This window comes from Pseudomonas sp. C9D1, assembly GCF_056491235.1.
In genome coordinates this window covers 1,977,179-1,990,502 of the sequence record NZ_JBSZIE010000002.1, presented here as the reverse complement: position 1 = coordinate 1,990,502, position 13,324 = coordinate 1,977,179, and the positions used below count along the sequence as shown (strand labels likewise).

Sequence of the window (13,324 nt, the reverse complement as noted above, 5' to 3'; positions counted from 1 at the left end):
GCAGCTCGGAATCACGTGAACCAAGGGGGCGCGCAGCCATGGGCGCGCGACGTCGGTCGGCGATTATGCCACGCGGGATTGTCCGGTGGGGCGCCTGCGCGGCGCACCGTGCCGTCAGAGGAAGAACACAGCGAGGCCGAGCACAGCGACGACCGCGCCGAGGGCGCGCACGAGTGTCGGCGCCGATTGGAGCTGGCGCTCGGGGGCCAGGCGCACCAGGGGGTAGCGGCCATAGAAGCGCGCCAGGGCAGTGGACACCTTGCCCGGGGCGAGTAGCAGATAGAGCGCGACGGCGAGCAGGAGGATGCCGATTGCCAGGCGGAGTGTGCTGTCCATTCGAAACTCCTAGAGTGCCCAGCGCGTGACGTTGTGGGACACGCTGATATCGACGCCGCCGTAGTCGGTCGAGACGCTGGTGGGGATCATCGGGCCATTGGGGATCTTGATGCCACCGCCGATCTTGACGCCAGCACCGGCTTCCACGGAGACGCCGCCCATGTAGCCGTAGCCCTCGAAGCTGTCGGAGGACTTGGCGGCATCGTCGCTGAAGCGGAAGGTGCGGGATGTGGCGCGGAATGCGGGAAGACCTACACCGATGCCGGCCATGTAGATGGTGTAGAGAGAGGTGCGGCCGTTGCTGGTGTCGCGCACTTCGGCGTTGAACACGCCGCCGCCGACGATGACGTGGCCGACCGCGCCGCCGATGGTGATGGTCACTTCGAAGACTTTCATCCTGACTCCTGCTCCATGGATGGCCGGCCCCGGTCCAACCGGGGTCTGCGAGCTCATCCTTCCCTGGATGAGAGGCCGGATTTTCAGGGCCCCTGCGCCAAGGGGCAAGCCTGGATGTTCGGCTTTGTGACACCTGCCCGTTCGCTGACCGGGCAGTCGGATCAGAGGCTGCGGACGAAGTCGCGGATGCGCTCGGCGGCTTCGATGCACTCGGCGAGCGGTGCTACCAGGGCTATGCGCACGCGGCCGGCGCCGGGGTTGAAGCCGTCCACCTCGCGGGAGAGGTAGGAGCCGGGCACCACGGTGACGTGCTCGCGGACGAAGAGCTCGCGGGTGAAGGTCTGGTCGTCCACCGGGGTTTTCGCCCAGAGGTAGAAGCCACCGTCCGGGCGTTGCACGTCGAGTACGCCACCGAGGATGTCGAGCACGGCGTCGTACTTCTCGCGGTACAGGTCGCGGTTGGCGCGCACGTGGGCTTCGTCGTTCCAGGCGGCGATGCTGGCCAGCTGGGTCTGCACGGGCATGGCGCAGCCGTGGTAGGTGCGATAGAGCAGGAAGGCCTTGAGGATGCTGGCATCACCGGCGACGAAACCGGAGCGCAGGCCCGGCAGGTTGGAGCGCTTGGACAGGCTGTGGAACACCACGCAGCGGGCGAAGTCGCTGCGGCCCAGTTCGGCGCAGGCGCTGAGCAGGCCGGCAGGCGGGTTGGCTTCGTCGAAGTACAGCTCGCTGTAGCACTCGTCGGCGGCGATGACGAAATCGTATTCGTCGGCCAGGGCGATCAGCTTCTTCAGTTGTTCGACCGGCACCAGGGCGCCGGTGGGGTTGCCCGGGGAGCAGAGGAAGAGGATCTGGCAGCGCTGCCAGACCTCGGCCGGTACGGCGTCGAAGTCGGGGTTGAAGCCGTTCTCCGCCAGGCAGGGCAGGTAGTGCGGCTCGGCGCCGGCGAGCAGGGCTGCGCCTTCATAGATCTGGTAGAAGGGGTTCGGGCTGACCACCAGGCCGTTGTCGGTGCGGTTGACCACGGTCTGGGTGAAGGCGAACAGCGCCTCGCGGGTGCCGTTGACCGGCAGCACGTGGCGGGCGGCGTCGAGCCAGCCGGTGGGCACCTTGAAACGGCGCTCGCACCAGGCGGCGATGGTTTCACGCAGGGCCGGGATGCCGAGGGTTGTGGGGTATACGGCCATCTGCTCGAGGCTATCGGCCAGGGCCTTGGCGACGAAGTCCGGCGAGCGGTGCTTGGGCTCGCCGATGGACAGGGCGATGGCCTTCTTGTCGGCGGGCTGCACGCCGCCGAGCAGGGCGCGGAGCTTTTCGAAGGGGTAGGGCTGCAGGTGGTTCAGCGCGTCGTTCATTCGTTGTTCCTGGCTACTGCGAGCGGCTGCACAGGCGCGCTCAGATACTGATGCGATTCGGGTCCACGCCCTGGGCGTTGGCTTCGGAGAGCTGCGAGACGATGGCGGCCTGCAGGCGCCGGCACAGCTCTGGGTCGGCCAGCGGCTGGTTGTCGGCGTCGGTGACGAAGAATACGTCTTCCACCCGCTCGCCGAGGGTGGCGATCTTGGCGTTCTGCAGCGACAGGTCGAAGTCGAGGAAGATGCGCCCGATGCGCGCCAGCAGGCCGGGGCGGTCGGGGGCGATCAGTTCGAGCACGGTCACCGGGCGCTGGGCGTCGTTGGAGATGGTCACCTGGGGCGGGAAAGCGAAGTGCTTGAGCTGGCGCGGTACGCGGCGCTGGATGATCGCCGGGTACTCGTCGGGGTTCTTCAGCGCCTCGATCAGGCCCTCGCGGATTTCCTTCACCCGCGCCGGGTTGTCGCCGATGGAGCCACCAGCGGTGTCGAGCACGATGTAGGTGTCGAGGGTGAACTGGCTGGTGGAGGTGATGATCCGTGCGTCGTGGATATTGAGGTTGAGCTGGCTCATCGCGGCCACGGTCACGGCGAAGAAGTCGTGCTGGTCCGGGGCGTAGATGAATATCTGGGTGGCGCCCTCGAACTCGCGCTGGGCGGTTTCCTTGATCAGCACCAGCGGGTCGTTGCCGGCCGGGTGCTGGAGGATGGCTTCGGTGTGCCAGGCCACGTCGTTGGCGGTGTGGCGCAGGAAGTAGTCGTCGCCGAGCTGGGACCAGAGTTGCTCGGCGTCGTCCTGGTCGATGCCGTTGCGCACGAGGATGTCGATGGCGGCGGTCTGGGTCTGGCGGATCTGCTCTTCGCGGTCCAGCGGGTTTTCCAGGCCGCGGCGCAGGGCGCGCTTGGTTTCGGTGTAGAGCTGGCGCAGCAGGCTGGCGCGCCAGGAGTTCCACAGGCTCGGGTTGGTGGCGTTGATGTCGGCCACGGTGAGTACGTAGAGGTAGTCGAGGTGGGTCTGGTCGCCGACCAACTGGGCGAAGTCGAAGATCACCTGCGGGTCGGAGAGGTCCTTGCGCTGCGCGGTGGTGGACATGACCAGGTGGTTCTGCACCAGCCAGGTGACCAGGCGCGAGTCCCAGGCCGGCAACTGGTGCCGGGCGCAGAAGGCTTCGGCGTCGACGGCGCCGAGCTCGGAATGGTCGCCGCCACGGCCCTTGCCGATGTCGTGGTAGAGACCGGCGATATAGATCAGCTCGGGCTTGGGCAGCTTGTCGATGACCTTGCTGGCGAGCGGGAACTTCTCCGCCAGTTCGGGCCACTTGAGCTTGCGCAGGTGCTTGATCAGGTTGAGCGTGTGGGCGTCGACCGTGTAGATGTGGAACAGGTCGTGCTGCATCTGCCCGATGATGTGGCCGAACTCGGGCAGGTAGCGGCCGAGGATGCCGTAGCGGTTCATCCGCCGCAGGTTGCGGTGGATGCCCTGGGACGACTTGAACAGCTCGATGAACAGGCTGGTGTTGCGGATGTCGCTGCGGAAGTCGTCGTCGATCAGGTGGCGGCTGTCGCGCAGCAGGCGGATGGTGTCGGCACGCACGCCCTTGATCTCGGGGTGCTGGGCCATCAGCACGAAGATTTCCAGCAGGGCGAAGGGGGTGCGCTTGAAGACGTTGGGGTGGGTGACTTCGATGTAGCGGTCACGCAGCTGGAAGCGGCTGTTGAGCGGCTGCGCGGGCGACGACTCGGCGCTGCGCAGGATGACTTCCTCGAAGTGCTGGTTGATCAGGTCGCTGAGCTCGGCGACGCCCATCACCACGCGGTAGTACTTCTGCATGAAGTGTTCGATGGCCTGCTTGGCATCGTCGCCCTGGAAGCCCAGCAGCCCGGCCAGCTTGCGCTGGTGGTCGAACAGCAGGCGGTCCTCGGCGCGGCCGGCGAGCATGTGCAGGGCGTAGCGCACCTTCCAGAGAAACTCCTGGCTGGAGGCGAGCATGCTGCATTCGCTTTCCACGAGGAAGCCTTCCTTTACCAGGGCGTGCAGGTTGAGGCTGCCGAACTGGCGGCGGGCGACCCAGAGGATGGTCTGGATGTCGCGCAGGCCCCCGGGCGAGCCCTTCACGTTGGGCTCGAGGTTGTATTCGGTGTCGTTGTACTTGGCGTGGCGGGCCTTCTGCTCCTGGCGCTTGGCGAGGAAGAAGTCCTTGCTCGGCCACATGCGCTCGGGGCTGGTGACGTCCTGCATGCGCCTGCGCAGGCTTTCCGGGCCGGCGATGGTGCGGCTTTCCATCAGGTTGGTGACCACCGTCAGGTCGGCACGGGCCTCGTCGGCGCACTCGTCCACCGAGCGCACGCTCTGCCCGACTTCCAGGCCGATGTCCCAGAGCAGGGTGAGGAAGCCTTCGATGGATTCGCGGAAGGTCTCGTGGTCGGCGCTGTCCAGGAGGATCAGCAAGTCGATGTCGGAATAGGGGTGCAGCTCGCCCCGGCCGTAGCCGCCGACCGCCAGCAGGGCGATGTCGGCGTCTTCGCTCCAGTCGAAGCGCTCCCAGGCGGCGCGCAGGAGTTGGTCGACGAACCAGGCGCGGTCTTCCACCAGGCGGCGGATGTCGCGGCCATTGGCGAAGCGGGTGTCGAGCACCTCCTTCGCCTGGCGGATGGCCTTCTTGAAGGCGGCGATGGGGCTGGATTTCAGCGCCAGCTCGGCCTGGAACTGGCCGCGGTCGAACAGTTCGGGATCCACCTGCGGCATCGGTCGCCTTCCTTATAGCTGTGGGGCGGGGTCAGGACTTAGGCAGAAACCCGGGGAATGGTGTCGTCGCTGCGCAGGGTGAAGATCTCGTAGCCGGTCTCGGTCACCACCAGGGTGTGTTCCCACTGCGCGGAGAGCTTGCGGTCCTTGGTGATGGCGGTCCAGCCGTCGCCCAGTACCTTGGTCTCGGCACGGCCCTGGTTGATCATCGGCTCGATGGTGAAGGTCATCCCCGCCTTGAGCTCCATGCCGGTGCCGGCACGGCCGTAGTGGAGGATCTGCGGCTCTTCGTGGAACACCGCACCGATGCCGTGGCCGCAGAACTCGCGGACCACCGAGAAACCGTTCTTCTCGGCGTGCTTCTGGATCACCTCGCCGATGTCGCCCAGGCGGCAGCCCGGCTTGACCAGTTCGATGGCCTTGTACATGCACTCCTGGGTGACCTGGGACAGGCGCTCGGCCCAGACCGGCACCTTGCCGACGTGGAACATGCGGCTGGTGTCGCCGTGGTAGCCGTCCTTGATGACGGTTACGTCGATGTTCAGGGTGTCGCCGTCTTTCAGCGCCTTCTCGTTGGGAATGCCGTGGCACACCACATGGTTGATCGAGGTGCAGATGGACTTGGGGAAGCCCTTGTAGTTGAGCGGGGCGGGAATCGCTTTCTGCACGTTGACGATGTAGTCGTGGCAGATGCGGTCGAGTTCTTCGGTGGTCACGCCGGGTTTGACGTGCTCGCCGATCATCTCCAGGACTTCTGCGGCCAGGCGGCCTGCCACGCGCATCTTTTCGATTTCTGCGGGCGTCTTGATGGTCACGGTCATGGCGGTTCTCGAGCGTTTCTATATAAAGGATGCAATCTTAACAGCTGGAAGCCCGAAGCTTGAAGCTGCAAGAAGGCCCGACGCGTCTCGCTTCGGGTTCTGAGCTTATAGCTTCGGGATGATTTCTGTGCTATAAAACGCGCCGCTTTATGGGCAACCCTGTCCAGAAGCACAAACCCCACACACGTATCGACACGATTTCCTGGGTGCCCGCAAGGGTTGGAGATTGGGGTACGTGGAGGCCTAACCCGACTTATCAAGGAACTATCATGTCCCAAGTCAACATGCGCGATATGCTGAAGGCCGGTGTGCACTTCGGCCACCAGACCCGTTACTGGAACCCGAAAATGGGCAAGTTCATTTTCGGCGCGCGTAACAAGATCCACATCATCAACCTTGAAAAAACCCTGCCGATGTTCAACGAGGCCCTGTCCTTCGTTGAGAAACTGGCTGCAGGCAAAAACAAGGTTCTGTTCGTCGGCACCAAGCGTTCCGCTGGCAAGATCGTCCGCGAAGAAGCTGCTCGTTGCGGCTCCCCGTACGTCGATCACCGCTGGCTCGGCGGCATGCTGACCAACTACAAGACCATCCGTCAGTCGATCAAGCGTCTGCGTGATCTGGAAGGTCAGGCTCAGGACGGCACTTTCGCCAAACTGACCAAGAAAGAAGCGCTGATGCGCACCCGCGATCTGGAAAAACTGGAACGCAGCCTGGGTGGTATCAAGGACATGGGCGGCCTGCCGGACGCTCTGTTCGTGGTTGACGTTGACCACGAGCGCATCGCTATCACCGAAGCCAACAAGCTGGGCATCCCGGTCATCGGCGTAGTCGATACCAACAGCAGCCCGGAAGGCGTTGACTACATCATCCCTGGTAACGACGACGCCATCCGCGCCGTTCAGCTGTACCTGGGTGCCATGGCTGACGCCGTACTGCGTGGCCGTCAGAACGCCAATGGCGGTGCTGACGAGTTCGTCGAAGAAGCTGCTGCTTCCGAGGCTGCCGAAGGCTGAGGCCGGCGCGCTTAGCGTTACCCGGTGCGCAAGAAGGGGGCTAGGCCCCCTTTTTGCCACCTTAGATATTTGTCTGCCCGGAATGCCGGGCTGAATGGTTGAAAACCTATTCAAGAGGATAGCGAACATGGCAGAGATTACTGCAGCCCTGGTTAAAGAACTGCGCGAGCGCACCGGCCTGGGCATGATGGATTGCAAGAAGGCCCTGACCGCGGCCGAAGGCGACATCGAAAAAGCCATCGACGACATGCGTGCCGCGGGTGCCATCAAGGCTGCCAAGAAGTCCGGCAACATCGCTGCCGAAGGCGCCATCGCCGTCAAGGTTGCTGCCGACAACAAGGCCGCCGTGATCATCGAAGTCAACTCCCAGACCGACTTCCTGGCTCTGCAGGACGACTTCAAGAACTTCGTCGCCGCCACCATCGACCAGGCTTTCGAAGAGAAGCTGACCGACGCCGCTCCGCTGGTTGCCTCCCGCGAAGACGCCCGTCTGGCCCTGGTTTCCAAGACTGGCGAAAACGTCAACATCCGTCGTCTGACCCGCGTCGAGGGTGACGTCGTTGGTGCCTACCTGCACGGCCACCGCATCGGCGTTCTGGTCAGCCTGAAAGGCGGCAGCGTCGAACTGGCTCGCGACATCGCCATGCACGTGGCTGCCAGCAACCCGCAGTTCCTGAACGCTTCCCAGGTTTCCGAAGAAGCCGTTGCCAAGGAAAAGGAAATCTTCCTGGCCCTGAACGCCGACAAGATCGCCGGCAAGCCGGAAAACATCGTCGAGAACATGGTCAAGGGCCGTATCGCCAAATTCCTCGCCGAAGCCAGCCTGGTCGAGCAGCCGTTCGTCAAGGATCCGGAAGTCAAGGTCGGTGACCTGGCCAAGAAAGCCGGCGCCGAGATCGTTTCCTTCGTACGTTACGAAGTAGGCGAAGGCATCGAGAAGGTCGAAGTGGACTTCGCTGCCGAAGTTGCTGCTCAAGTCGCTGCAACCAAGCAGTAAGACAGCCTAGGCTGTCGCCCTGGAAGAGGCTGCCCGCTCACGCGCGCGGCCTCTTCGTCAAACTGGGGAGCCCTTTTGGGTGGCTCCGTGGCCAGGCCCGCCAGGCGGGCACCAAGTGCCGCGTGCGTAGTCGAAGCTACGCTCCAGAACGCGGGAGCCCCGTGCTCCATGAATTCAATACGCCGCAGGAGAACTCGTAATGGCTCAGCAGGTGAGTGGTCGTCAACCTCGCTATAAACGCATTCTGCTCAAACTCAGCGGCGAAGCCCTGATGGGTGCCGAGGAGTTCGGGATCGATCCGAAGGTCCTGGACCGCATGGCGCTGGAAATCGGTCAGTTGGTGGGCATTGGCGTCCAGGTCGGCCTGGTCATCGGCGGCGGCAACCTGTTCCGCGGTGCCGCCCTCAGTGCCGCCGGCATGGACCGGGTCACCGGCGACCACATGGGCATGCTGGCCACCGTGATGAACGGCCTGGCCATGCGCGACGCCCTTGAGCGTTCCAACATCCCCGCACTGGTGATGTCGGCCATCTCCATGGTCGGCGTGACCGATCACTACGACCGCCGCAAGGCCATGCGCCACCTCAAGAGCGGCGAAGTGGTGATCTTCTCCGCCGGCACCGGCAACCCGTTCTTCACCACCGACTCGGCGGCCTGCCTGCGCGCCATCGAGATCGATGCTGACGTGGTATTGAAAGCCACCAAGGTGGATGGCGTGTACACTGCCGACCCCTTCAAGGATCCGAACGCCGAGAAGTTCGAGCACCTCACCTACGACGAGGTGCTGGATCGCAAGCTGGGCGTGATGGACTTGACGGCGATTTGCCTGTGTCGTGACCAGAAGATGCCGCTGCGGGTCTTCAACATGAACAAACCCGGCGCCCTGTTGAACATCGTTGTGGGTGGCGCCGAAGGAACCCTGATCGAGGAGGGCGAGCAATGATCAACGAGATCAAGAAGGACACGCAGGAGCGCATGACCAAGACCCTGGAGTCGCTGGGCCATGCCTTCGCCAAGATCCGCACCGGCCGTGCGCACCCGAGCATTCTGGACAGCGTGATGGTGTCTTACTACGGCACCGATACCCCGCTGCGCCAGGTGGCCAACGTGACCGCCGAGGATTCCCGCACCCTGGCCCTGACCGTGTTCGACAAGAGCATGATCCAGGCGGTCGAGAAGGCCATCATGACCTCCGACCTCGGCCTGAACCCGGCTACCGCGGGTACCACCATCCGCGTACCGATGCCGGCCCTGACCGAGGAAACCCGCAAGGGCTACACCAAGCAGGCTCGTGCCGAGGCCGAGAACGCCCGTGTCGCGGTGCGTAACATCCGCCGTGATGCACTGGCCCAGCTGAAAGACCTGGTGAAGGAAAAGGCGATCAGCGAGGACGAAGAGCGTCGCGCCGCTGATGACGTGCAGAAGCTGACCGACAAGTTCGTCGCTGAGGTCGATAAGGGCCTGGAAGGCAAAGAAAACGACCTGATGGCTGTCTGACGGCACCCGCATATGGAAAAGAAAGGCGTTTCTCCAGCGATCCCGCGTCATGTGGCGATCATCATGGATGGCAACAATCGCTGGGCCAAGAAGCGCCTGCTGCCAGGCGTCGCCGGCCACAAGGCCGGTGTCGACGCCGTTCGTGCGGTTATCGAGGTGTGCGCCGAGGCCGGTGTCGAGGTGCTCACCCTGTTCGCATTCTCCAGTGAGAACTGGCAGCGCCCGGCCGACGAGGTCGGCGCGCTGATGGAGCTGTTCCTCTCGGCCTTGCGCCGGGAGGCGCGGCGCCTGAACGACAACCAGATCCGCTTGCGCATCATCGGTGATCGTTCGCGCTTCCATCCCGAGTTGCAGGCCGCGATGCGCGAAGCCGAGCTGCTGACCGCCGGCGAGCATCGCTTCACCCTGCAGATCGCCGCCAACTACGGTGGCCAGTGGGACATCACCCAGGCCGCTCAGCGCCTGGCCCGTGAAGTCCAGGCCGGGCACCTGCAGGTGGACGAAATCACCCCCGGGCTGTTGCAGAACTGCCTGGCCACTGGCGACCTGCCGCTGCCTGACCTGTGCATCCGCACTGGTGGCGAGCATCGCATCAGTAATTTCCTGCTCTGGCAGCTGGCCTATGCCGAGCTGTATTTCTCCGATCTGTTCTGGCCTGACTTCAAGCACGAAGCCATGCGCAAGGCCCTGGCCGATTTCGCCATGCGCCAGCGCCGGTTCGGCAAGACCAGCGAACAGATAGAAGCCGAGGCCCGCTAACGATGCTGAAACAACGAATCATCACCGCGCTGGTGCTGCTGCCCATCGCGCTGGGAGGTTTCTTCCTGCTCGATGGCGGTGCTTTCGCGCTGTTCATCGGCCTGGTGGTCAGCCTGGGTGCCTGGGAATGGGCGCGTCTCGCCGGTTTCGGCACCCAGCCTGCCCGTGTTGGTTATGCCGCACTGGTGGCGGCCCTGCTGTTCGGTCTTTACCAGGTGCCGGCCCTGGCGCCCTGGGTTCTCGCTGCCGGCATCCTCTGGTGGGTGGCAGCGACCTTGCTGGTGCTCGGCTATCCCGCCAGCAGCCGCTACTGGGGTGGCTCTGTGGGCAAGCTGGTCATCGGCCTGCTGATTCTCCTGCCGGCCTGGCAAGGCCTGGTGCTGTTCAAGCAGTGGCCGCTGGCCAACTGGCTGATCCTTGCGGTGATGGTGCTGGTCTGGGCTGCCGATATCGGCGCCTATTTTTCCGGCAAGGCCTTCGGCAAGCGCAAGCTGGCTCCGGCCGTCAGCCCCGGCAAGAGCTGGGAAGGGCTGATCGGCGGCCTGTGCACCAGCCTGCTGATCACCCTCGGCGTGGGTATCTTCCGCGGCTGGGCGGGCGGTGAGCTGCTCGCCGGCCTGCTCGGTGCGGCGCTGGTGGTGTTGATCTCGGTGGTGGGCGACCTCACCGAAAGCATGTTCAAGCGCCAGTCCGGCATCAAGGACAGCAGCAACCTGCTGCCTGGCCATGGCGGCGTGCTCGACCGTATCGACAGCCTCACCGCGGCCATCCCGATGTTCGCCGCGCTGCTGTGGATCGCGGGCTGGGGCAGTCTGTGAGTCGTCCCCAGCGCATTACCGTGCTGGGGGCCACCGGCTCCATCGGCCTCAGCACCCTGGACGTCATTGCGCGGCACCCGCTGCGCTACGAGGCCTTTGCCCTGAGTGGTTTCAGTCGCCTGTCCGAGCTCCAGGCGCTGTGCCTGCGGCACCGCCCGCGCTATGCCGTGGTGCCCGACCATGAATCCGCCCGCCATCTGCAGGCCGGCTTGCAGGGTGCCGGCCTGACCACCGAGGTGTTGGTGGGCGAGAGCGGGCTGTGCGAGGTCGCCTCCCATCCCGAGGTCGATGCGGTCATGGCCGCCATCGTCGGTGGGGCCGGGCTAAAACCGACCCTGGCGGCGGTCGAGGCCGGCAAGCGCGTGCTGCTGGCCAACAAGGAAGCCCTGGTGATGTCCGGTGCGCTGTTCATGCAGGCGGTGCGCCACAGTGGTGCTGTACTGCTGCCCATCGACAGTGAGCACAACGCGATCTTCCAGTGCCTGCCCGGCGACTACGCCCGTGGGCTGGCCCAGGTCGGCGTGCGGCGCATCCTCCTCACCGCGTCCGGTGGCCCGTTCCGCGAAACATCGCTGGACGCGCTGCGCGATGTGACCCCCGAGCAGGCCTGTGCCCATCCCAACTGGTCCATGGGGCGCAAGATCTCCGTGGACTCGGCGAGCATGATGAACAAGGGGCTCGAGCTGATCGAAGCCTGCTGGCTGTTCGATGCAAGCCCGGCGCAGATCGAGGTGGTTATCCACCCTCAGAGCGTCATTCATTCCCTGGTCGACTACGTCGACGGTTCGGTGCTGGCCCAGTTGGGCAACCCCGACATGCGCACGCCCATCGCCCATGCCCTGGCCTGGCCGGAGCGTATCGATTCCGGTGTCTCGCCCCTGGATCTGTTCCGTATTGGCCGTCTGGATTTCCAGGAGCCCGATGAAACCCGTTTCCCCTGCCTGCGCCTGGCGCGACAGGCGGCGGAGGAGGGCGGCAGCGCCCCGGCGATGCTCAATGCCGCCAATGAGGTGGCCGTGGATGCCTTCCTCGGGCGGCGGATTCGCTTCACCGAGATCGCGAGTATCATCGACGAGGTGCTGAACCGCGAATCGGTGCTGGCGGTCGAAACGCTGGACGCCGTGCTGCTCGCGGACGCCCGTGCACGCGCTGCGGCGCAGGATTGGCTGGCCCGTCACGGGCGCTAGCCCGGAGGTTTACGATGAGCGCGCTTTACATGGTTTTGGGCACCCTGGTGGCGCTCGGTGTGTTGGTTACCTTTCACGAGTTCGGCCACTTCTGGGTCGCTCGCCGCTGCGGCGTCAAGGTCCTGCGGTTCTCCGTCGGCTTCGGCACCCCGCTGGTGCGCTGGCATGACCGCCAGGGCACCGAGTTCGTGATCGCCGCCATCCCCCTGGGCGGCTACGTGAAGATGCTCGACGAGCGCGAGGCGGAGGTACCTGCCGCGCTGCTCGACCAGTCGTTCAATCGCAAGCCTGTCGGCCAGCGCATCGCTATCGTCGCCGCCGGCCCCATCGCCAACTTCCTGCTTGCACTGCTGTTCTTCTGGATCCTGGCCATGCTGGGTACCCAGCAGGTGCGCCCAGTGGTGGGTTCGGTCGCCCCCGACAGCATCGCCGCCCAGGGTGGCTTGCAGGCGGGGCAGGAAATCCTCTCCATCGACGGCAAGGCGGTCAGCGGCTGGGGTGGGGTGAACCTGCAACTGGTGCGTCGTCTCGGTGAAAGCGGTGAATTGAACCTGGTGGTGCGAGGCGAAGGCTCGTCTGCCGAGACGCCGGTGCTGCTCAATCTGGATAAATGGCTGAAGGGCGCCGACGAGCCCGATCCCATCGGCTCTCTCGGCATCCGTCCCTGGCGCCCGGCCATGCCGCCGGTGCTGGACGAGGTGCCGGAAGGTCCGGCGCAGGCAGCTGGCCTGCGCCCTGGGGACCGTATCCGCGCGCTCGACGGGCAGGTGCTCGACGACTGGCAGCAACTGGTCGATTTCGTCCGCAGTCGCCCCGGGCAGCGCATCACTGTGCGCTACGAGCGTGACGGCCAGGTCGCCGAGATGCCGGTCACCTTGGGTGCGCGTGGCGAGGGTGAAGCCCGCAGCGGCTTCCTCGGTGCGGGTGTCAAGGCGGGCGAGTGGCCGAAAGAGATGCTGCGCGAGGTCAGCTTCGGTCCGCTGGATGCCATAGGTGAGGCAGCGGGTCGCACCTGGTCCATGAGCCTGCTAACTCTGGATTCCCTAAAGAAAATGTTGCTCGGCGAGCTCTCGGTAAAAAACTTGAGCGGGCCGATAACCATTGCTAAAGTGGCGGGCGCTTCAGCCCAGTCCGGCGTGGGAGATTTCCTGAATTTCCTGGCCTACCTGAGCATAAGCCTGGGGGTTCTCAATCTGTTGCCAATTCCCGTCCTGGACGGGGGGCACCTGCTGTTCTACCTGATTGAATGGGCGCGTGGACGACCACTGTCAGAGCGGGTGCAAGCGTGGGGGGTGCAGATCGGCATCAGTCTAGTCGTCGGGGTCATGCTATTGGCTCTGGTGAACGACCTGGGTCGTCTGTAACGCGTCACTGAATTCCGGATCTGCCGCCCTTCGCGGCA

The 13,324-nt window shown here is 64.6% G+C and carries 13 protein-coding genes; 8 read left to right on the top strand and 5 right to left on the bottom strand.

Annotated features, from left to right (window positions below):
- Positions 1-114: 114 nt before the first annotated feature.
- The 5 genes from ACXI0U_RS17440 to map form a co-directional block, all read right to left on the bottom strand.
- Entirely contained in the window at positions 115-336 is a 222-nt protein-coding gene (locus ACXI0U_RS17440; RefSeq protein WP_043243670.1) for a hypothetical protein, read from the bottom strand.
- Positions 337-345: 9 nt separating this feature from the next.
- Entirely contained in the window at positions 346-732 is a 387-nt protein-coding gene (locus ACXI0U_RS17435; RefSeq protein ID WP_431482551.1) for a hypothetical protein, read from the bottom strand.
- Between the two features lie 161 nt (positions 733-893).
- On the bottom strand, positions 894-2,087 hold the full coding sequence (dapC, locus tag ACXI0U_RS17430) for a succinyldiaminopimelate transaminase (RefSeq protein WP_479550608.1): 1,194 nt from the start codon (positions 2,085-2,087) through the stop codon (positions 894-896).
- Positions 2,088-2,127: 40 nt separating this feature from the next.
- Entirely contained in the window at positions 2,128-4,830 is a 2,703-nt protein-coding gene (locus ACXI0U_RS17425; protein ID WP_021219445.1) for a [protein-PII] uridylyltransferase, read from the bottom strand.
- Between the two features lie 38 nt (positions 4,831-4,868).
- A complete protein-coding gene (gene map, locus ACXI0U_RS17420; protein ID WP_021219444.1) occupies positions 4,869-5,651 on the bottom strand; it encodes a type I methionyl aminopeptidase in 783 nt (260 codons plus the stop codon).
- Between the two features lie 269 nt (positions 5,652-5,920).
- On the opposite strand from map, the gene rpsB reads away from it, so the two are divergent.
- The 8 genes from rpsB to rseP all read left to right on the top strand — a co-directional run bounded on the left by rpsB (position 5,921) and on the right by rseP (position 13,286).
- Entirely contained in the window at positions 5,921-6,664 is a 744-nt protein-coding gene (rpsB, locus tag ACXI0U_RS17415; RefSeq protein ID WP_021219443.1) for a 30S ribosomal protein S2, read from the top strand.
- A gap of 127 nt (positions 6,665-6,791) precedes the next feature.
- Complete coding sequence (tsf, locus tag ACXI0U_RS17410; protein ID WP_021219442.1) at positions 6,792-7,661, top strand: translation elongation factor Ts; 870 nt, start codon at positions 6,792-6,794, stop codon at positions 7,659-7,661.
- A gap of 199 nt (positions 7,662-7,860) precedes the next feature.
- Entirely contained in the window at positions 7,861-8,604 is a 744-nt protein-coding gene (pyrH, locus tag ACXI0U_RS17405; RefSeq protein WP_236207095.1) for a UMP kinase, read from the top strand.
- Positions 8,601-9,158 (top strand): ribosome recycling factor, encoded by a 558-nt coding sequence (gene frr, locus ACXI0U_RS17400; protein ID WP_021219440.1) that lies wholly within the window; start codon positions 8,601-8,603, stop codon positions 9,156-9,158. The genes pyrH and frr overlap by 4 nt, the downstream gene beginning before the upstream one ends.
- A gap of 12 nt (positions 9,159-9,170) precedes the next feature.
- Positions 9,171-9,917, top strand: a complete 747-nt coding sequence (uppS, locus tag ACXI0U_RS17395) for a polyprenyl diphosphate synthase (protein ID WP_479550607.1) — start codon at positions 9,171-9,173, stop codon at positions 9,915-9,917.
- A 2-nt stretch (positions 9,918-9,919) separates the two neighbouring features.
- Complete coding sequence (locus ACXI0U_RS17390; RefSeq protein WP_479550606.1) at positions 9,920-10,735, top strand: phosphatidate cytidylyltransferase; 816 nt, start codon at positions 9,920-9,922, stop codon at positions 10,733-10,735.
- On the top strand, positions 10,732-11,922 hold the full coding sequence (gene ispC, locus ACXI0U_RS17385) for a 1-deoxy-D-xylulose-5-phosphate reductoisomerase (protein ID WP_184487675.1): 1,191 nt from the start codon (positions 10,732-10,734) through the stop codon (positions 11,920-11,922). Before ACXI0U_RS17390 ends, ispC begins: the two co-directional genes overlap by 4 nt.
- A 14-nt stretch (positions 11,923-11,936) precedes the next feature.
- Positions 11,937-13,286, top strand: a complete 1,350-nt coding sequence (gene rseP / locus ACXI0U_RS17380) for an RIP metalloprotease RseP (protein ID WP_479550605.1) — start codon at positions 11,937-11,939, stop codon at positions 13,284-13,286.
- The last annotated feature ends 38 nt before the right edge of the window (positions 13,287-13,324 follow it).